General features: G+C 46.0%; 18 protein-coding genes. 17 read left to right on the forward strand and 1 reads right to left on the reverse strand.

Annotated features, from left to right (window positions below):
• Positions 1-43: 43 nt before the first annotated feature.
• The 12 genes from coaBC (at position 44) to spoVM (ending at position 12,761) form a co-directional block, all read left to right on the forward strand.
• Complete coding sequence (gene coaBC / locus QY97_RS00905) at positions 44-1,264, forward strand: bifunctional phosphopantothenoylcysteine decarboxylase/phosphopantothenate--cysteine ligase CoaBC (RefSeq protein WP_039232044.1); 1,221 nt, start codon at positions 44-46, stop codon at positions 1,262-1,264.
• Positions 1,255-3,660: a primosomal protein N' gene (priA, locus tag QY97_RS00910; RefSeq protein WP_039232046.1), complete on the forward strand. Its 2,406-nt coding sequence runs from the start codon at positions 1,255-1,257 to the stop codon at positions 3,658-3,660. Before coaBC ends, priA begins: the two co-directional genes overlap by 10 nt.
• A 43-nt stretch (positions 3,661-3,703) precedes the next feature.
• Positions 3,704-4,189, forward strand: coding sequence for a peptide deformylase (def, locus tag QY97_RS00915; protein ID WP_039232053.1), 486 nt, complete (start codon positions 3,704-3,706; stop codon positions 4,187-4,189).
• Complete coding sequence (fmt, locus tag QY97_RS00920) at positions 4,186-5,130, forward strand: methionyl-tRNA formyltransferase (RefSeq protein WP_039232056.1); 945 nt, start codon at positions 4,186-4,188, stop codon at positions 5,128-5,130. Before def ends, fmt begins: the two co-directional genes overlap by 4 nt.
• Before the next feature lie 2 nt (positions 5,131-5,132).
• Positions 5,133-6,473, forward strand: a complete 1,341-nt coding sequence (gene rsmB, locus QY97_RS00925) for a 16S rRNA (cytosine(967)-C(5))-methyltransferase RsmB (protein ID WP_039232058.1) — start codon at positions 5,133-5,135, stop codon at positions 6,471-6,473.
• Positions 6,473-7,564 (forward strand): 23S rRNA (adenine(2503)-C(2))-methyltransferase RlmN, encoded by a 1,092-nt coding sequence (gene rlmN, locus QY97_RS00930; protein ID WP_039232061.1) that lies wholly within the window; start codon positions 6,473-6,475, stop codon positions 7,562-7,564. Before rsmB ends, rlmN begins: the two co-directional genes overlap by 1 nt.
• 5 nt (positions 7,565-7,569) lie before the next feature.
• The gene (locus QY97_RS00935) at positions 7,570-8,319 is read left to right on the forward strand and encodes a Stp1/IreP family PP2C-type Ser/Thr phosphatase (protein ID WP_039232064.1); all 750 of its coding nucleotides are present in this window, start codon (positions 7,570-7,572) and stop codon (positions 8,317-8,319) included.
• A 6-nt stretch (positions 8,320-8,325) separates the two neighbouring features.
• Entirely contained in the window at positions 8,326-10,368 is a 2,043-nt protein-coding gene (gene pknB, locus QY97_RS00940; protein ID WP_083965734.1) for a Stk1 family PASTA domain-containing Ser/Thr kinase, read from the forward strand.
• Positions 10,369-10,389: 21 nt separating this feature from the next.
• Positions 10,390-11,271 carry a ribosome small subunit-dependent GTPase A gene (rsgA, locus tag QY97_RS00945; RefSeq protein WP_039232066.1) on the forward strand — a complete coding sequence of 294 codons (882 nt, stop codon included), beginning with the start codon at positions 10,390-10,392 and terminating at the stop codon, positions 11,269-11,271.
• A gap of 1 nt (position 11,272) precedes the next feature.
• On the forward strand, positions 11,273-11,929 hold the full coding sequence (rpe, locus tag QY97_RS00950; RefSeq protein ID WP_039232069.1) for a ribulose-phosphate 3-epimerase: 657 nt from the start codon (positions 11,273-11,275) through the stop codon (positions 11,927-11,929).
• Between the two features lie 76 nt (positions 11,930-12,005).
• The gene (locus QY97_RS00955; protein WP_039232072.1) at positions 12,006-12,656 is read left to right on the forward strand and encodes a thiamine diphosphokinase; all 651 of its coding nucleotides are present in this window, start codon (positions 12,006-12,008) and stop codon (positions 12,654-12,656) included.
• A 27-nt stretch (positions 12,657-12,683) separates the two neighbouring features.
• The gene (gene spoVM / locus QY97_RS19760) at positions 12,684-12,761 is read left to right on the forward strand and encodes a stage V sporulation protein SpoVM (RefSeq protein WP_082090066.1); all 78 of its coding nucleotides are present in this window, start codon (positions 12,684-12,686) and stop codon (positions 12,759-12,761) included.
• A gap of 80 nt (positions 12,762-12,841) precedes the next feature.
• Here spoVM and rpmB read toward each other — a convergent pair whose 3' ends face one another.
• A complete protein-coding gene (gene rpmB / locus QY97_RS00960; RefSeq protein ID WP_039232075.1) occupies positions 12,842-13,030 on the reverse strand; it encodes a 50S ribosomal protein L28 in 189 nt (62 codons plus the stop codon).
• A gap of 252 nt (positions 13,031-13,282) precedes the next feature.
• On the opposite strand from rpmB, the gene QY97_RS00965 reads away from it, so the two are divergent.
• The 5 genes from QY97_RS00965 to plsX all read left to right on the forward strand — a co-directional run bounded on the left by QY97_RS00965 (position 13,283) and on the right by plsX (position 19,376).
• Positions 13,283-13,645: an Asp23/Gls24 family envelope stress response protein gene (locus tag QY97_RS00965; RefSeq protein ID WP_039232079.1), complete on the forward strand. Its 363-nt coding sequence runs from the start codon at positions 13,283-13,285 to the stop codon at positions 13,643-13,645.
• Positions 13,646-13,663: 18 nt separating this feature from the next.
• Positions 13,664-15,343 carry a DAK2 domain-containing protein gene (locus QY97_RS00970; RefSeq protein ID WP_039232084.1) on the forward strand — a complete coding sequence of 560 codons (1,680 nt, stop codon included), beginning with the start codon at positions 13,664-13,666 and terminating at the stop codon, positions 15,341-15,343.
• A 287-nt stretch (positions 15,344-15,630) separates the two neighbouring features.
• A complete protein-coding gene (gene recG / locus QY97_RS00975; protein ID WP_046128653.1) occupies positions 15,631-17,706 on the forward strand; it encodes an ATP-dependent DNA helicase RecG in 2,076 nt (691 codons plus the stop codon).
• An 87-nt stretch (positions 17,707-17,793) separates the two neighbouring features.
• Positions 17,794-18,378: a transcription factor FapR gene (gene fapR / locus QY97_RS00980; RefSeq protein ID WP_039232087.1), complete on the forward strand. Its 585-nt coding sequence runs from the start codon at positions 17,794-17,796 to the stop codon at positions 18,376-18,378.
• A complete protein-coding gene (gene plsX / locus QY97_RS00985) occupies positions 18,375-19,376 on the forward strand; it encodes a phosphate acyltransferase PlsX (RefSeq protein WP_039232091.1) in 1,002 nt (333 codons plus the stop codon). The genes fapR and plsX overlap by 4 nt, the downstream gene beginning before the upstream one ends.
• Positions 19,377-19,378: the final 2 nt, after the last annotated feature.

Below are 19,378 nucleotides of genomic sequence, written 5' to 3' on the forward strand. Positions count from 1 at the left end.
ACCGATTGAATGTTTGTCATGACTAAAAATTAGGAGGCTCATCATGCTAGAGAATAAAAAAGTACTATTGTGTGTAGCCGGAGGAATCGCTGTATATAAAGCGGCTGCACTGACAAGCAAGCTGATACAGGCGGGGGCGGAAGTGAAGGTAATCATGACAGCTTCTGCCTGCCAATTTGTTACCCCGCTTACCTTTCAGGCATTATCACGAAATGATGTATATACGGACACCTTTGATGAAAAGCATCCCGAGGTGATCGCCCATATTGACTTGGCAGATTGGGCAGATTTAATCCTTATTGCACCCGCTACTGCCAATATGATCGGCAAGCTTGCGAACGGTATTGCAGATGACATGGTTTCTACCACATTACTTGCCTCTACTGCGCCTGTATGGATCGCGCCGGCGATGAATGTACATATGTACGATCATCCGGCGGTGAAGAGGAATATGGCGGTTCTGGCTGGTTACGGCTATCAGTTTATCGAGCCTGGTGAAGGGTTTCTCGCATGTGGATATGTTGGAAAAGGACGTTTGGAAGAGCCGGAGACCATTGTGGAACTTGTGGAGCAGTTTTTCGGTCAAAACAAAGAACAGCCGCTTGCTAACAAAACGGTTCTCATTACAGCAGGTCCAACGAGGGAAGCAATTGATCCTGTTCGTTTTTTGACAAACCATTCTACAGGAAAGATGGGTTATGCATTAGCTGAGACCGCTCATCAATTGGGGGCAGACGTGTATTTAGTCTCAGGTCCTGTCTCGATTGATCCGCCGCAAGGAGTGCAGGTAACGTATGTGCAGAGTGCTGAAGAGATGTATCAAGCTGTAATGGAGAGGTTTGCAGAATGTGATATTGTCATCAAAACAGCAGCAGTAGCAGACTATCGCCCGAAAGTGACGCACACGGAGAAAATGAAGAAGCAAGAAGGCGACCTCGTCATCGAAATGGAACGGACTCGGGACATTTTAAAAACACTTGGACAGGAAAAAACACACCAGATGCTTATCGGCTTTGCTGCCGAAACAACAAATGTAGAAGAATATGCGGTGAAGAAGCTCCGTACAAAGCAGGCAGATATGATAGTCGCTAATAACGTGAAGCTGGCTGGAGCAGGGTTTGGCAGTGACACAAACATTATTTCCATTTTTAAGAAGGATGGTACGCATAAAGACTTTGAATTGATGTCAAAGAAAGAAGCGGCAAGGCATATTCTGCTGGAGGCAGCAGCTGACTTGAAAGAAGGGGAAAATGAATGCAAATAGCGAGCGTCATCGTAGACGTAGCAGCTATGCAGACAGATCGGGAGTTCGATTATAAGGTTCCGGAAAAATGGGAAGGGATTGTGCAGCCAGGGATGCGGGTGATTGTGCCGTTTGGACGGCGAAAGCTCCAAGGCTTTGTAACTGCCTTAAAAAGCGAATCAACTGTAAAGAATTTAAAAGCCATTATTGAACCGATGGATTTGCTGCCAGTGTTAAATGAGGAACTATTGAACCTTGCTGACTGGCTGACGGAGACGACCCTTTGCTTCAAAGTGTCCGCTTATCAGGCGATGCTCCCTGCTGCTATGAAAGCAAAGTACGAAAAGGTATTCCATGTGCGTGACGAAGCGGTAAGTGCCGGACTGGCCGATCTCTTTGGCCGTCGTGAAGAAGTAACCTGGAAGGAAGCTGAAAAAGCAGGAAAACTCAATCGGCTGCGGCAGGAAGTGAAGGATGGACGTATTGAACTGATTTATAAAGTGAAGAGCAAAGGCAAGAAAAAAAGCATCCGTATGATTGGCACAAGGCTGTCAACGGAAGAGCTCAAGGTCCAGTCGGAAGCTTTGCCGGCTAATGCCCAGAAGCAAAAGGATGTACTGAACTACTGGATTCATGCAGATGAGTCCTTTATTTCCGCAAAAGAGCTTATGGAGCAAACGGGGGCAAAGAATGCCACATTAAAAAGCTTAATCGACAAAGATATTCTCGTTGAGCGTGAGCAGGAAATGTATCGGGATCCGTATGAGGATCGCCGCTTTGAGCGCACAGACCCCCTCCCTCTAACAGCGGAACAGCAGGAAGCTATTGCGCCTATTTTAGGTGCGATCGAAGAGAAGCGGCACCAGACCTTTCTGCTTTACGGTGTAACAGGAAGCGGGAAGACAGAAGTGTATTTGCAATCCATCCAAAGAGTCATGGAAGAAGGAAAAGAAGCCATTGTTTTGGTTCCGGAGATTTCTTTAACGCCGCAAATGGTTTCCCGTTTTAAAGCGCGGTTCGGAGACGACGTAGCCGTACTGCACAGCGGGCTGTCTATTGGAGAGAAATACGATGAATGGCGAAAAATTCAGCGCAAGGAAGTCAAGGTTGTTGTCGGTGCGAGATCGGCTGTATTTGCCCCGTTTGAAAATCTCGGACTGATCATTATTGATGAGGAGCATGAAACGAGCTATAAACAGGAAGAGAATCCGCGCTACCATGCAAGAGAGACAGCTATTAGAAGGGCCAGCTTCTATAATTGCCCCGTCATTCTGGGCAGTGCAACGCCTTCTTTAGAAAGCTTTGCCCGCGCTAAGAAAGGCGTGTACCAGCTTCTGACGCTTCCTAAGCGGATGAATAACCAAAGTCTGCCTGAGGTTGGAATTGTTGATATGCGCGAGGAGCTGCGCGACGGCAACCGCTCGATGTTTTCACGGGCGCTGTTTGAAAAGCTGACTGACCGTCTTGAAAAAGGAGAGCAAACCGTCCTTTTCCTAAACCGAAGAGGCCACTCGTCCTTTATTATGTGCCGAGACTGCGGCTATGTTGCCGGCTGTCCGCATTGTGACATATCGCTTACCTACCACCGGCACTCTCACCGTATGAAGTGTCATTACTGCGGATTTGAAGAGCCGGTTCCATCTGTTTGTCCTGAATGCGGAGGTGAGCATATCAGATACTTCGGTACAGGAACACAGAAGGTAGAGGAGGAACTGGCTAAATTGTTGCCGCATGCAAGAGTAATACGGATGGATGTAGATACGACAAGCCGGAAAGGAGCCCATGAAAGGCTGCTGGATCAGTTCAAAGAAGGAAAAGCAGACATTCTCCTTGGGACTCAAATGATCGCGAAAGGACTTGATTTTCCGAATATTACACTGGTTGGTGTACTTAGTGCGGATACGATGCTTCATTTGCCTGATTTCCGTTCTGCCGAGAAAACTTTTCAGCTTCTTACTCAAGTAAGCGGTCGTGCGGGCCGTCACCACCTGCAGGGAGAAGTCATTATACAGACATATACGCCGGAGCACTACAGCATCCAGCTGGCAGCTAAACAGGATTATGACCAATTCTACCAACAGGAGATGAGGATTAGAAAATTTGGCAGCTATCCGCCTTTTTACTACCTGGCACTCGTAACGGTCAGTCATGAAAATGTATTAAAGGCGACAAAGGTAACGGAAAACATTACCCAATACCTTCAGTCCCGTCTATCTGATGAAGCGATCATCCTTGGGCCCGCTGCTTCACCTATTCCTCGGATCAATGATAGATATCGTTACCAATGTTTGATAAAATACAAACGAGAACCGCAGCTAACAGATATGTTAAAGACGGTTATGGAGCATTACACAAGACAGCAGAAAGATAAGCACTTACAGGTTTCAATAGATGTCAATCCTTTTATGATGATGTAAAGGAACAGGCTTCAGCTTATTTAGACAACAAGGAGGATTTTTGTTGGCACAGTTACCAATCGTGAAATATCCGGATCCCATTCTCGAAAAAAAATGCGAACCGGTCACACAATTCGATAAAAAGTTAAAAAAACTTGTAAATAATATGTATGAGACGATGGTGGAGGCAGATGGAGTTGGTCTTGCGGCTCCACAGATAGGGAAAGACCTGCAGCTTGCCATCGTAGATATTGAAGATGAACATGGCCTAATCGTTCTAGTCAATCCCGTCATTGAAGAAGCAAAAGGGAGCGAAACAGATGTGGAAGGATGTTTAAGCTTTCCTGGCATATATGGCCATGTCACGCGCCCTTCTTATGTGAAAGTAAAAGCACAGGACGTGAAAGGGCGCTTTTTCACTTTGCAGGCAAAAGGGTATTTAGCGCGCGCGATTCAGCATGAGATTGACCACTTGAATGGCGTGTTGTTCACTTCGAAGGTCGAGAAGTATGTAAATGAAGAAGAGCTTGAAACGGAGGAGCTGTCATGACGAACATAGTCTTTATGGGAACGCCCGACTTTTCAGTACCAGTACTAAATGCGCTGATTGGGGATGGATACCATATTCAGGCGGTTGTCACACAGCCGGACCGTCCTGTTGGCAGAAAGCGGGTTATGACCCCCCCTCCGGTAAAGGCAGCTGCTTTGGAGCATGGCCTCCCAGTTTTACAGCCGGAAAAGCTGAGAGGCTCGGAGGAATTGCAACAGATCATTGATATGAACCCAGATGTTATCGTGACAGCGGCATACGGACAGATCCTCCCTAATGAGCTTCTTGAAGCACCAGCATACGGCTGTGTAAATGTTCACGCTTCCTTGCTGCCCGAGCTGCGCGGGGGAGCACCTATTCATTATGCGATTCTTCAAGGGAAGAAGAAAACAGGCATTACAATTATGTATATGGCAGAAAAGCTCGATGCAGGGGATATCATCAGCCAGGCGGAGGTAACAATAGAAGAGACGGATCATGTCGGAAGCCTGCATGATAAGCTAAGTCAAACAGGTGCCCGTTTGCTTTCTGAAACTCTGCCAAAGCTGATAGCAGGTGAGGTGTCCCCGGTTAAACAGGATGAATCAAAAGCTTCCTTTGCTTCTAACATAAGGAGGGAGCAAGAGAAGATTGACTGGTCAAAACAAGGTGAAGACATTTATAATCATATCCGTGGGTTGCATCCATGGCCGGTAGCTTACACGACACTCGAGGGACAAGTCGTGAAAATTTGGTGGGGCGAGAAAATTCCAGCAGGAAAAGAAGCTCCTCCAGGAACGATAATTGCAGTTGAAGAAGACGGCTTTGTTGTTGCCACAGGAAATGACACAGCTATTAAAGTCACGGATCTGCAGCCTTCCGGAAAGAAAAGAATGTCAGCTGAACAATATTTAAGAGGAGCCGGCGCGCATATTGCCCCTGGCTTGAAGTTAGGAGAATAACATTGCCACGAAAAAAGAAACGAGTGCGTGAAATTGCTCTTGATTTAATCGAAGCGGTAGAGAAAAATCAGTCGTACAGCAATTTGCTGCTCCATTCTGCCATAGAGAAGCATGAGCTCTCAGGAAGGGATGCCGCCCTGTTAACAGAGCTTACCTATGGCACGATTCAGCGGAAAATGACACTTGATTATTTTCTTGCTCCGTTTATCAAGAAGAAAATAGAGCCGTGGGTTCGCCAGCTTCTTCGGCTTTCCTTATACCAAATAGTCTATTTAGATAAGATCCCTGAACGGGCAGTCATTCATGAAGCGGTAGAAATTGCTAAATCGAAAGGGCATAAAGGCATTTCCAGCCTCGTAAACGGCGTGCTTCGTTCCGTACAGAGGAACGGCTTGCCGGATATTCAGGACATCAAGGATGAGGCAGAGCGGATCTCTATTGAGACGAGTCATCCTTTATGGCTCGTTAAAAGATGGATCGCTCAGTTCGGCGCCGAGAAAACAAGAGAAATGTGCCTAGTCAATTTAACCGCCCCGATGCAAACACTTCGCGTGAATGAAACAAAGGCTACGCGAGAGGAAGTCCTGGCGCTTCTCCAGCAGGAAGGGTTCGAGGCCGAGCCGAGCGAGGTTATTCCGGAAGCTATCCGAATGCTGAAGGGAAATGCCGCCCGTTCCCATGTGTTTGAGAGCGGCTTGGCCACCATTCAAGATGAAAGCTCGATGATCGTTGCTTATGCACTCGATATAGAGCCAGGCGAACGCATTTTAGATGCATGCGCAGCTCCGGGGGGCAAGACAACGCATATTGCTGAAAAGCTGCGCGGGGAGGGCTCTGTTTCCGCTCTTGACTTGCATGAGCATAAGATTAAACTAATCAAGCAAACTGCAGATCGTTTAGGATTAACGAATGTGGAAGCCAAGGCTTGGGACAGCCGCAAAGCAGCAGAGGTCTTCGGTGAAGAAACCTTTGACCGGATTCTTGTTGATGCCCCGTGTTCAGGGCTCGGCGTCTTGAGGAGAAAGCCGGACATTAAATATGTAAAAGACGAAAGAGACTTGTATGCGCTGCAGGAAGTGCAGCTTGATATATTATCGGCTGTTGCCCCGCTTTTGAAGAAAGGCGGCGTGCTGGTTTACAGCACTTGTACAGCTGACCGTGAAGAGAATGATGAAACTGTCGCAAAGTTTTTAGAGGCTCATACTGATTTCGAACCAGACAGCCTTAGGGGGCTGCCGCCACAAGTTCAAGCGCTAGCTGACGGCTATAAATTGCAGGTACTTCCGCAGGACTTTGGCGGAGATGGGTTCTTTATCAGTAAATTAAGAAAGAAGGTGCAATAGTGGAGCAAGCAGTAACAACAACGAGTGAACAAAATAAAGAGAAGCAGCTGCCATCTATTTATTCATTGCAATTACAGGATTTGAAGGATTGGTTAGAAGAACAAGGTGAGAAGCCATTCCGTGCGGAGCAGATTTTCGATTGGCTATATAAAAAACGAGTCACTTCTTATGAAGAAATGACCAACTTATCGAAAGGACTTCGTGACAAGCTCGAAGCTCACTTCAAGATTACTACTTTGAAAACTTTAATTCAGCAGGAATCTGCTGATGGAACGATTAAGTTTTTATTTGAACTGCATGACGGCTATTCGATCGAAACCGTTTTAATGCGCCATGAATATGGAAACTCTGTTTGTGTAACCACGCAGGTAGGCTGCCGAATCGGCTGTACTTTCTGCGCTTCTACGCTCGGCGGGTTAAAGCGTCACCTTGAAGCGGGAGAAATTGTTGCGCAGGTCGTGAAAGTCCAGCAGGCGCTTGACGAGAAAGAGGAGCGCGTCAGCTCCATCGTTATTATGGGGATTGGCGAGCCGTTTGATAATTACGATCAAATGCTGGCCTTCTTGAAAATCGTGAACCACGATAAGAGCTTGAATATTGGGGCACGCCATATTACTGTTTCAACAAGCGGAATTGTTCCAAAGATTTACAAGTTTGCAGATGAAAATATGCAAATCAACTTTGCGATCTCTCTTCATGCACCGAATAATGAACTGAGAACGAAGCTTATGCCGATTAACAGAGCCTATAAGCTTCCGGATCTCATGGAGGCGGCCAAGTATTATATTGAAAAAACGGGCCGACGCATTAGCTTCGAATACGGATTATTTGGTGGTCAAAATGACTCTTTAGAGCATGCAGAGGAGCTAGCTGAGCTTTTGAAAGGGATGAAGTGTCACGTTAATCTAATCCCTGTTAACTATGTACCGGAGCGCAACTATGTTCGTACGCCGAGAAACAAGATCTTCGCTTTTGAGAAAGCATTAAAAGAGCACGGCATCAATGTAACGATCCGCCGCGAACAAGGTCATGATATCGATGCGGCTTGCGGGCAGCTTCGGGCGAAAGAGCGGTCAGAAGAAACGAGGTGAGCCGTATGGATTCTGTCTTTCGGACAGATAGAGGCCGTGTTCGTCTTCATAATGAAGACAGCGGTGGAGTATTTGTTCATGCAAGCGGCAGCCGCCTAGCGATCGTAGCAGATGGCATGGGCGGCCACAATGCCGGTGACGTTGCCAGTCAAATGGCAGTCGAGGCCATTCAATCTCAATGGATGCAAGTGAAAAAAATTGACGACGCCAACCAGGCAGAACGGTGGCTGAGGGAAGCTATTAATGAAAGTAACGAAAAGGTCTTTTCTCATGCCAATTGTTCTCCTGAATGCAGCGGCATGGGGACGACACTTGTTGTTGCGCTATGCACCGACAGGTTTTGTACAATTGCGAATATCGGTGACAGCCGCTGTTATTTATTTAACGAAGATGGCTTCGTGCAATTAACTGAAGATCATTCTCTTGTCAACGAGCTCGTAAAGTCAGGTGAAATAACAAAGGAAGAGGCAGAGTATCACCCCCGCAAAAACATACTCACACGAGCGTTGGGCACAGCTTCTGAGGTGACAGCAGATTTTCATACAGTTATGTTTGAACAGGGGGATGCTCTTCTTCTTTGTTCAGATGGCTTATCCAATAAACTGGCACAGCAAGAAATGCAACAAATTATGGAAGCCTCCCTTCCGCTCGAGGAAAAAGCTGACTCATTTATCCAGACCGCCAATCAAAAGGGCGGGGAAGATAACATTACGCTTGTTATTCTCGAGTACTCTGCTGGCCTGGGAAATGGGTGACACATCATGTTAATCGGAAAGAGACTAAGCGGCCGCTACAAGGTTCTTGAGTTAATTGGCGGAGGCGGCATGGCCAATGTATATCTAGGCCGTGATATAATTCTAGAGCGCGAAGTAGCTATTAAAGTGCTGCGGCTGGATTTCGTAAACGAAGAAGAATTTCTTCGCCGGTTTCAGCGGGAAGCTCATTCTGCAACCAGCCTCGTGCACCCTCATATCGTCGGTATATATGATGTAGGGGAAGATGAAGGCATTCATTATATGGTGATGGAATATATCGAAGGAATGACGTTAAAGCAATACATCCAGCAGAACGCGCCTATTCCTGTAGAGAAAACAATTGATATTATGAAGCAGCTGGCCTCGGCTTTGGCTTTCGCTCATTATCATTCCATTATCCATCGCGATATTAAACCGCAAAATATACTGATAGACCGGGAAGAGAATGTAAAGATTACTGATTTTGGCATTGCTATGGCGCTTAGCGCTACATCCATTACTCAAACCAATGCTGTCTTAGGTTCTGTTCACTACATTTCTCCTGAACAGGCGCGAGGCGGTACCACCACTAAGAAGTCGGATATTTATGCCCTCGGAATTGTGATGTTTGAGATGCTTACAGGCCAGCTTCCTTTCTCGGGGGAATCGGCTGTATCCATTGCTTTAAAGCATTTGCAGGAAGAAACACCTTCAGTCAGAAGATGGAATTCATCCATTCCGCAAAGTGTGGAGAATGTGGTTCTCAGAGCAACGGCTAAGGATCCGTTTCACCGGTACGACAGTCTGAGCGAAATGGAAAGGGACTTGGACACGGCGCTCGATCCAGAAAGAGCCAATGAGGAGAGGTTCTCCATCAATGAGGAAGAAGAGAAGACAAAAGCCATTCCTGTTATTAAGGATGAGCCTGCCGACCCGGAGGCAACGGTTATTCATACTGCCGGAAAGAAGGAAGAAACAAAGCCTGTGCAGCAGGAGCAGCCGAGGAAGAAAAAGAAAAGAAAATGGCCTCTTGTTTTGCTGATTCTTGCTCTTCTTATTATTTTACCTGTCGCTGCCATTGCGTTCGTTCCATCTTTGCTCGGACCGAAGGACGTCAATGTGCCGGATGTGAGCGGCGAGCCATTAGATGACGCTATTTCTACACTGGTGACAGCCGGCTTCATAATAGGGGAAACGAAAGAACAGTTCAGTGATTCGGTTCCAGAGGGCAGTGTCATTAAAACAGACCCTGCTGCTCATCGAGTACTGAAAGAAGGAGACACGGTTGATATTTACTTAAGCTCAGGGAAGGAAAGAGTCTCCTTTGCAGATTACCGAGGACGGCCATTTGAAGAGGTGAAAAAGGAGCTTGAAGAATTAGGGTTTAAGTCGGTCGAGCAGCAAACGAGACACGATGAAAGCGAGCCCGGCACTATTCTCGATCAAGACCCTTCCTCTAATAATCAAGTGATACCTGAAGAAACAGAGGTAACTTTCACCGTCAGCACCGGACCAGAGCAGGTTTCATTGATTGATTTAACGGACTATAATGAAAAAAGCTTAAAGGATTACGCTCTTTCGTCGGGATTAAACGTTGTCGTCCTGAAAGAGGTATACTCTGATACAGTGCCTGAGGGATTGGTGGTTTCCCAATACCCGGATAAGGGGACAAAGCTGGATAGAGGGGATGAAGTACAAGTCACTTTGTCCAAAGGCAAAAAAGAAATCCCGCCAAAGACTGTTACAAAGGAAATTGTGATTCCTTATGAGCCGGAAGAAGAGGGGCAGCCTCAGGAAGTGCAAATATATATTGAAGATATGAATCACAGTATGACAGAGCCGTTTGAAGTACTGACGATTCAGGAAGATTTAAAGAAAACGCTGGAATTTGTAGTGACGAAGGACGGTAAAGCAGGCTATAAAGTGATCCGTGACCAGCGAGTCATTATTGATGAAACGATTCCTTATCCAGAAGAAGGAGAGGAAGCAAGCACAGAAGGAGAGGAAGAGCAGGCACCCCAAGCGGCGGCAGAAAAAGGGGTAGCCAGCGGAATATCGAGTACTAATTAAATGATTCACAGGAGGAATGCCATGCCTAAAGGAAAGATTGTCAAGGCGCTGAGCGGTTTTTATTATGTAGCGGATGGAGAGCAAATGATTCAGTGCAGGGGCAGAGGTGTATTCAGGAAGCGAAAAGTGTCGCCTCTCGTCGGAGATTATGTGGAATACCAGGCAGAAAACGAGCTGGAGGGCTACATTTTAGCTATTGATGAGAGGGAGAATGAGCTTGTTCGTCCTCCAATTGCTAATGTTGATCAAGTGATTTTAGTTTTTTCTGCGGTGCGGCCTGACTTCAGCACCGCCTTGCTCGACCGTTTTCTCGTCTTAGTGGAGTCAAAAAATATTGAACCCCTCATTTGCATTACAAAAACGGATTTGCTAAGCAAGGAAGAGGAAGACGTGATTCATCAGTATGCTGAACAGTACCGCTCGATTGGTTATCCAGTTATTTTGACCTCGCTAAATAAAGAGGAAGCCATTGGAGAGCTGAGGAGCTGCTTGAAAGGAAGAACTTCTGTGTTCGCCGGACAATCCGGCGTCGGGAAATCCTCTTTGTTGAATGCACTAAAGCCTGAACTGGAACTGAAAACAAATGACATTTCTGATTCTTTAGGCCGAGGAAAACATACTACTAGACATGTAGAGCTGATTAATGTAGAAGATGGACTTGTTGCTGATACGCCCGGTTTCAGTTCTTTAGAGCTTACGGAAATTGAAGCGGAGGAGCTGGCCGGCTGTTTTCCGGAGATGGTGGAACAGAGCGACGCCTGCAAGTTTAGAGGATGCCTGCACGTTAACGAGCCAAAGTGTGCAGTGAAAGGAGCCGTAGAAAGCGGCAGTATTCCGTCCTACCGTTATGAACATTATTTGCAGTTTATGGATGAAATTAAAGAGAGAAAGCCGAGGTATTAACATGGTTAAGATTGCCCCATCCATCTTGTCAGCTAACTTCGCGAAGCTGGGAGAGGAAGTAAAAGAGGTAGAGACAGGAGGCGCTGACTGGATACACGTTGATGTTATGGATGGTCATTTTGTGCCTAATATTACGATTGGACCGCTGATTGTTGATGCGATCCGCCCAGTAACCGATCTGCCTTTGGATGTTCACCTGATGATCGAAAACCCTGATCAATACATTGAAGCGTTTGCTAAAGCCGGCGCCGACTATATTACGGTGCACGCAGAGGCTTGTCCGCACCTTCATCGTACAGTGCAGCTGATCCGGTCATATGGAGTGAAGCCTGGAGTTGTGCTCAACCCCGCTACACCAGCCGAGGGATTGGAATATATCCTAGAGGATATTGATTTAGTGCTTTTAATGACTGTCAATCCAGGTTTTGGCGGACAGTCGTTTATTCATTCTGTCGTGCCGAAGATTCGAAAGGTGAAGGAAATGATTGAATCTAAAAACTTAGATGTCCTTATCGAAATCGACGGGGGCGTGAACACAGAAACGGCTCGCCTCTGTACGGAAGCCGGAGCGGATGTGCTTGTGGCGGGCTCAGCAGTATATAATAAGCAAAACCGTGCGCAGGCGATTGCTGATATTAGAAAGTCTGCTGAGCAATAATTATGATAGAATGACAGGAATGGAGATGGGGCCCTTAAAGGAGGCCCCATTTCGTCTATTAAGGGAGGATGGAGAGTTGAAAGCTGTTTTGGTAGCGGGTGGACCAGAAGCGGATTTGGCATCTATTGAGGAGTTCGTGAAAGAATCCGTTTGCTGGATAGGCATCGACCGCGGCACATTATACTTGCTGAATAGGGGGATAAAGCCTGAGGTTGCTTTCGGTGATTTCGATTCTGTAGCTGAGAGTGAATGGCAGCAAATCCAGCAGGAAGTGAAGCATATTCGCCAGTTTCCGTCTGTAAAGAATGAGACTGATTTAGAGTTAGCGTTACAGTGGGTATTGAAGCAGCAGCCCGAAGAGGTCATTATTTTAGGTGCAACGGGAGGGCGTCTGGACCATTTCTTTGGCACAGTCAGTCTGCTGACGAATTCCTTCATCATTTCTAGTAAAGCAAAGATAGAAATTGTCGATCAGGTGAACCGCCTATCAGTGTACAGACCAGGAGAGCATGCAATATTAAGGGATGAAAGGTATAAGTATGTCTCCTTCTTCTCCCTTTCTGAACGGGTCACAGGTTTCTCCTTGAAGGGCTTTAAATACCCGCTGGATAACCATACCATCGAGAGCGGTTCCACCCTGTATGTAAGTAATGAATTGGTCGGAGAAAGTGGTACTTTTTCCTTTGCTAAAGGCATATTAATGGTGATAAGAAGTACTGATGATTGAGCAGTTTTAAACTGGAGGGGTGCAATCATGAAATTCTATACCATTAAGCTGCCTAAGTTCTTGGGAGGGCTTGTGAAAGCGATGCTTGGAACTTTGAAAAAGTGAAAATCGGCATCATTGGAGATAAATGACATCATAAATAAAGAAAAACCGGCTGGAAACCAGCCGGTTTTTTGATGGGGAAATTATACGCGCTCAACTTTTCCGGATTTTAAAGCTCTTGCAGAAACCCAAACACGTTTAGGTTTGCCATCTACTAAAATACGGACTTTTTGAAGGTTTGCTCCCCAAGTACGTTTGTTAGCGTTCATAGCGTGAGAACGACTGTTGCCTGAACGGGCTTTACGGCCAGTTACAACACATTTCTTTGGCATATTTATTCACTCCTTACTATTGAAGTTGAACATACATTCATTTCATTACTTCATGGTATTCTAAAGATACCTTAATAATTTATCACACAACCTTCGTGAATGCAACAGTATTGCGACGGCTTTCAAGAAAAAAACCTTGACACCCTATGTCCAGTTTGAAATGATATAGAGCGGATGAGAGATTTCTTTTAAATTAAAGATAAGTATAGTAAAATAGCTGTAGCTTGCAACCAATTCAAGGGGGGATTCTTAGTGGCGCTTGAACTTAGAACAAAGTACGGACAAATTGATATTTCAAATGATGTAATTGCCATGATTGCGGGAGGAGCGGCTGTAGATTGTTACGGCATCGTGGGAATGGCATCGAAAAAACAAATTAAAGATGGTATCACTGAAATATTGCGCAGAGAAAACTTCACCCGGGGCGTCATTGTACGTCAAGAGGATGACCAGGTGTTTATCGATATGTACATCATTGTAAGCTACGGAACGAAAATTTCTGAAGTAGCAAGCAATGTGCAATCTAAAGTTAAGTATACGCTCGATCAAACAGTTGGATTATCTGTTGATGCGGTAAATATTTTTGTGCAAGGGGTTCGGGTGACGAACCCGTAGTGTGAGGAGGAAATACTTGTGTCAATTATTTCATTGGATGGTAAGCGGTTTGCCGGCATGGTTCAGGCAGGGGCTGCACACTTGTCAGAGCATGCAGAGATGGTAAACGCGCTCAATGTTTTTCCTGTTCCGGATGGAGACACGGGAACCAACATGAATTTATCAATGACTTCAGGAGCCAAGGAAGTCCAGCAGCAATCAACCGGCCATTTTGGACAAACTGCGGCAGCCCTTTCAAAAGGCTTGCTTATGGGCGCGCGAGGAAACTCTGGCGTTATCCTGTCCCAATTATTCCGGGGATTTTCCAAAGCGGTAGAGGACAAGTCTGAGGTATCGGCGAAGGAACTGGCCCAAGCGTTTGAATCAGGCGTAGAAACAGCCTACAAAGCAGTGATGAAGCCGGTAGAAGGAACGATTCTCACGGTAGCGAAAGAAGCGGCAAAGAAGGCCGTTGCGGCTTCAAAAAACCGCGGGGATGTCACTTCTGTGCTTGAGGCGTTAGTAGAGGAAGCGCAAAATTCACTGGCCCGGACGCCTGAGCATCTTCCTGTATTAAAGGAAGTTGGGGTAGTCGATAGTGGAGGACAAGGTTTGCTCCTTATCTATGAAGGGTTCCTAGCTGATTTGAAGGGTGAGAAGCTGTCAAAGGCCAGTGCGACCACGCCGACAATGGATGAGCTTGTTAACGCACAGCATCATCAAAGTGTGCACGGTTTTATGAACACAGAAGATATCGAATTTGGTTATTGCACGGAATTTATGGTGCGCTTTGATGAAGAAAAGCTAAAAGATCAACCTTTCTCCGAAGAAGTCTTTCGTATGGACTTAAGCCGATATGGAGACTCTTTGCTTGTCATCTCAGATGAGGAGATAGCAAAAGTACATATCCATTCTGAACAGCCGGGAGAGGTATTGACTTACGGCCAGCGCTACGGCAGCTTAATTAACATGAAGATCGAAAATATGCGTCAGCAGCATAGTAATTTAGTTGACAAGGCAACTCAGTCTCCAGCAGTTTCTGCTGCCCCACAAAAAGAGAAGCAGGAGTTCGGAATTGTAACTGTATGTATGGGAGAAGGAGTAGCGAAGCTATTTAAGAGTATCGGTGCTTCCTCCATCATTGAGGGCGGACAAACGATGAATCCGAGCACGGAGGATATTGTAAAGGCCATCGAACAGACAAATGCGAAGAAGGTTATTGTGCTGCCGAATAATAAAAATATTATCATGGCGGCTGAGCAGGCGGCTGAAGTAGCAGATGCAGAGGTGAAGGTAGTACCTTCTAAAACAATTCCACAGGGCATGTCTTCTTTGCTTGCCTATAACCCGGAAGCAAGTCTGGAGGATAATGAATCCGCTATGACGGCGGCCCTTGCTCATGTGAAGACAGGGCAAGTTACCTTCGCGGTACGAGATACAAATATTGACGGCGTTGATATTGCTAAAGGTGACTTTATGGGTATTGCTGACGGCAAGATTTTGCTGACGAATAAAGATCAGGTTCAGGCAGCTAAGGAATTGCTGCAGGAAATGGTAGATGAGGATTCGGAAATTGTCACAGTGATTTATGGAGAAGACGCTTCTGAGGAATCAGCTGAAGCTGTTTCCCAATTTATTGAAGAACAATTTGAGGATGTAGAGGTTGAAGTTTATGAAGGACAGCAGCCGCTCTATCCGTTCATTTTTGCAGTCGAATAACGCATAAAAGAGAAGGGAAGCCACCCCTTCTCTTTTCTATGTATGCGTTTTTAGGGAAAGAGTAGTAAAATAGAGATAATGAGCAGCTCCCTCAAAAGCTGACAGATATAAAATATGTAAAAGTTTAATCACTAGCAAAGTGGAGGAGGCGTGCCATGAATAGAAAGAAAAAGTGGCGCAGACGAATTAGCTGAGGCGGTGAAGCCTCCTCTTATTCATCTTATATACGTTACACATAGAGGAAGAAGCACCAAGAATCTTAAAATGCAGGTTGGAGGAAGACATGTATGAAAGACAGCTCTGTTCTTAATGGTCATTCATCACCTCTGTACCAATCAGTAGAAGTACTAAAGGGAGTCGGCAAGGAAACAGCTTCCGCACTAAATGGGCTAGGCATCGAGACGATTGCCGATTTAATTGATTATTTTCCTTACCGATACGAGGACTACCGACTCCGAGACTTAGCAGAGGTAGAGCATGACGAGAGGGTGACGGTAGAAGGAAAGGTACAAAGTCAGCCATCAATAATGTTTTATTCAAAGAAAAAATCGCGCCTGACATTTAAGCTGCTTGTGGGCAGATATTTAGTTAACGTTGTGTTTTTTAATCAGCCTTATTTAAAGAGCAAGATCAGCTTAAATGAGACAGTGACCGTTACCGGAAAATGGGATAAACATCGGCAGAACATTACTGCTCAGCAATTTACACAGGGGCCCCATAAGCAGCAGGGGGATTTTGAGGCTGTTTATTCATTAAAGGGCGCCGTGTCACAGAGACTGTTCCGGAAATATATCGGTCTCGCTCTATCGGAGTACAGTGACTGCCTAGAGGAAACGCTTCCCAATCATTTTTTGTCTCAATATAAATTGCTCAACCGCCGCGAGGCTATCCGTGCTCTTCATTTTCCGGCTTCGCCCGAGGAGCTGAAGCAAGCACGCAGGCGTTTCGTGTATGAGGAGTTTCTTGCTTTCCAGCTAAAAATGCAGGCACTCCGGAAGTATGAAAGAGAGCATTCAGCAGGGATAGCACAAAAATATGATCTGCAGAAGCTGAAGCAATTTATAGATTCTTTGCCATTTACAATGACAAATGCTCAAAAAAGAGTCGTCAATGAAATATGTGCGGATCTAAAATCACCTTACCGGATGAACCGTCTGCTTCAAGGAGATGTGGGCAGCGGCAAAACGGCTGTAGCAGCCGTTTGTCTGTATGCCAGTGTAACAGCGGGCTACCAGGGCGCATTAATGGTACCGACAGAGATATTAGCTGAGCAGCACGCAGAATCACTTTTTCAGCTGTTCAAAGAGACAGACATCAAAGTGGCGCTTTTAACAAGCTCAGTGAAAGGAAAACGCCGAAGAGAGCTGCTGGCTCTTTTGGAATCTGGAGCAATCGACATTTTAATAGGCACGCATGCGCTTATTCAGGATGACGTAAACTTTAGCCGTCTCGGCCTCGTCATCACGGATGAACAGCATCGGTTTGGGGTTGAACAGCGCCGGGTCCTGCGCGAGAAAGGTGAAAGCCCTGACGTTCTGTTTATGACAGCGACACCAATCCCGCGAACCTTGGCAATTACGGTATTTGGTGAAATGGACGTATCTATTATTGATGAAATGCCTGCCGGCAGAAAAGCAATTGAAACATACTGGGCGAGGGAAGAAATGCTTGACCGCGTTCTTACCTTTATGGAGAAGGAACTGGCGAAAGGAAGACAGGCTTACGTGATCTGTCCGCTAATTGAAGAGTCAGAGAAGCTGGATCTTCAAAATGCGCTGGATGTCCATAATCAGCTCGTTCAGTATTTTCATGGACGCTGTAAGGTTGGATTGATGCATGGGCGGTTATCAGCCGATGAAAAAGAAGAAGTAATGAAAGCCTTCACTGACGGAGAAGTAGATGTGCTTGTCTCTACAACCGTTGTAGAGGTGGGTGTGAATGTACCGAATGCGACACTGATGGTCGTGTATGATGCGGAAAGGTTTGGACTGTCGCAGCTGCACCAGCTTCGAGGTCGGGTAGGACGGGGCAGTGAGCAGTCCTATTGTATTTTACTTGCCAATCCGAAGACGGAAGTCGGCCAGGAACGGATGAAAATTATGACGGAAACGAATGACGGCTTTGTTCTAAGTGAGAAAGACCTTGAATTACGGGGACCTGGTGACTTTTTTGGAAAGAAACAAAGCGGGCTTCCTGAGTTTAAAGTAGCTGATATGGTCCATGATTACCGGGTGCTGGAAGTAGCAAGAGAGGATGCTAAGAGCCTTATTGAGTCAGAGGTATTTTGGCAGAGCAAAGAATATAAGAACCTCCGAGGCTATTTAGAAAAATCGGGCGCTTTATCCGGAGAAAAGCTGGATTAGAAAAGAATGTAAGGTTTTTCTTGCATTCTTTTTTTTAAGCTCTTATACTACTGTTAGTACCTAGTCCTAATATCGGATGGTGTGAATATGAAACGTACAAAGAAAGAAAGACAGCAGCTGCTGCAGGAAACGATCGGGGAAAACCCCTTCGTAACAGATGAGGACCTGGCAGAGCAGTTTGGAGTTAGCGTGCAGACAATCCGGCTCGACCGCATGGAATTGTCTATACCGGAGTTGCGTGAAAGAATTAAGCACGTGGCAAAAAGCAGGCTGACGGATGAGGTTCGGTCATTGCCTATTGAAGAAGTAATCGGGGATGTCATTGATATTGAGTTAGACAGCAGTGCGATTTCTATATTTGATGTAAGAAAAGAGCACGTATTCGTCAGAAACGGTATTGCCCGGGGCCATCACCTGTTTGCACAGGCGAACTCATTGGCTGTTGCCGTGATCAATGATGAGCTTGCTTTAACAGAACGGGCGACTATCCGCTTTACACGACCAGTCCGCGAGGGAGAAAGGGTAGTTGCAAAAGCGAAGGTAACAGAAGTCAATGCAAAAAAAGAGCGAACAAAGGTAGAAGTAAAGAGTTATGTTGAAAAGGAACTCGTCTTCCGGGGTGACTTTATCATGTATCGTTCTAATATAAGAGCGGAGGGTGAAGCAGAATGAAAGTAGCGGTAGACGCCATGGGAGGCGACCATGCCCCGAAAGAAATTATTTTAGGGGTAAATAAAGCACTGGCTGACATGCCGGATTTAGAAGTGCTGATTTACGGTGATCAAGAAAAGATTGCTCCTTTGCTCGAAAAAAACAGCCGGGCGAAAATTATACATACAAATGAAAAGATTTTAGGGACAGATGAGCCGGTCCGGGCAGTAAGGAAGAAAAAGAAAGCCTCTATGGTTATGATGGCTCAGGCTGTCGCTGACGGAGAGGCAGATGCGTGTGTATCAGCAGGAAACACGGGTGCCCTTATGGCGGCCGGTCTGTTTGTTGTTGGCCGTATTCCTGGCATTCAAAGGCCTGCGCTGGCTCCAACTTTGCCGACTGTGGACGGAAGAGGCTTTGTTATGCTGGACTTGGGAGCGAATGCGGATGCGAAGCCTGAGCATTTGCTGCAATATGCTCTAATGGGCTCAATTTATGCTGAAAAAGTAAGAGAAATTTCTGAGCCGCGTGTAGGACTTTTAAATATCGGCACAGAAGAGAAAAAGGGAAATGATTTAACGAAAGAAGCCTATCAGCTGCTCAAACAGCAGGAAAACATCCATTTTATCGGAAATGTAGAGGCGCGTGACTTGCTGAATGGGGTAGCTGATGTTGTAGTAACAGACGGCTTTACAGGAAACATGGTATTAAAAACAATTGAGGGAACAGCGCTTTCCGTTTTCTCTATGATGAAAGCGGCTCTTACCTCCTCAATGAAGGCTAAGCTTGGAGCCGGCCTTTTAAAGGGTGAGCTCTACCAGCTCAAAGAGAAGATGGATTACACAGAATATGGAGGAGCTGGCCTTTTCGGATTGAAGGCCCCGGTGATCAAAGCCCATGGATCCTCCAACGCAACAGCCTTTTATAATGCATTGAAGCAGGCATATATGATGGCAGAAGCGGGTGTTGCCCGCAAAATTGCGGAATCGGCAAACGATATTGCTTTAGAAAAACAATAAGG

This window comes from Bacillus thermotolerans (assembly GCF_000812025.2).
Taxonomy (GTDB): domain Bacteria; phylum Bacillota; class Bacilli; order Bacillales; family Domibacillaceae; genus Quasibacillus; species Quasibacillus thermotolerans.

What these genes read in the sequence shown, in the direction of transcription:
- QY97_RS00935 (WP_039232064.1), top strand. Translation starts at nt 7,570, where the DNA reads ATGGATTCTGTCTTTCGGACAGATAGAGGCCGTGTTCGTCTTCATAAT.
- fmt (WP_039232056.1), top strand. Translation starts at nt 4,186, where the DNA reads ATGACGAACATAGTCTTTATGGGAACGCCCGACTTTTCAGTACCAGTA.
- plsX (WP_039232091.1), top strand. Translation starts at nt 18,375, where the DNA reads ATGAAAGTAGCGGTAGACGCCATGGGAGGCGACCATGCCCCGAAAGAA.
- rpe (WP_039232069.1), top strand. Translation starts at nt 11,273, where the DNA reads ATGGTTAAGATTGCCCCATCCATCTTGTCAGCTAACTTCGCGAAGCTG.
- spoVM (WP_082090066.1), top strand. Translation starts at nt 12,684, where the DNA reads ATGAAATTCTATACCATTAAGCTGCCTAAGTTCTTGGGAGGGCTTGTG.
- rsgA (WP_039232066.1), top strand. Translation starts at nt 10,390, where the DNA reads ATGCCTAAAGGAAAGATTGTCAAGGCGCTGAGCGGTTTTTATTATGTA.
- recG (WP_046128653.1), top strand. Translation starts at nt 15,631, where the DNA reads ATGAAAGACAGCTCTGTTCTTAATGGTCATTCATCACCTCTGTACCAA.
- coaBC (WP_039232044.1), top strand. Translation starts at nt 44, where the DNA reads ATGCTAGAGAATAAAAAAGTACTATTGTGTGTAGCCGGAGGAATCGCT.
- priA (WP_039232046.1), top strand. Translation starts at nt 1,255, where the DNA reads ATGCAAATAGCGAGCGTCATCGTAGACGTAGCAGCTATGCAGACAGAT.
- rpmB (WP_039232075.1), bottom strand. Translation starts at nt 13,030, where the DNA reads ATGCCAAAGAAATGTGTTGTAACTGGCCGTAAAGCCCGTTCAGGCAAC.
- fapR (WP_039232087.1), top strand. Translation starts at nt 17,794, where the DNA reads ATGAAACGTACAAAGAAAGAAAGACAGCAGCTGCTGCAGGAAACGATC.
- pknB (WP_083965734.1), top strand. Translation starts at nt 8,326, where the DNA reads ATGTTAATCGGAAAGAGACTAAGCGGCCGCTACAAGGTTCTTGAGTTA.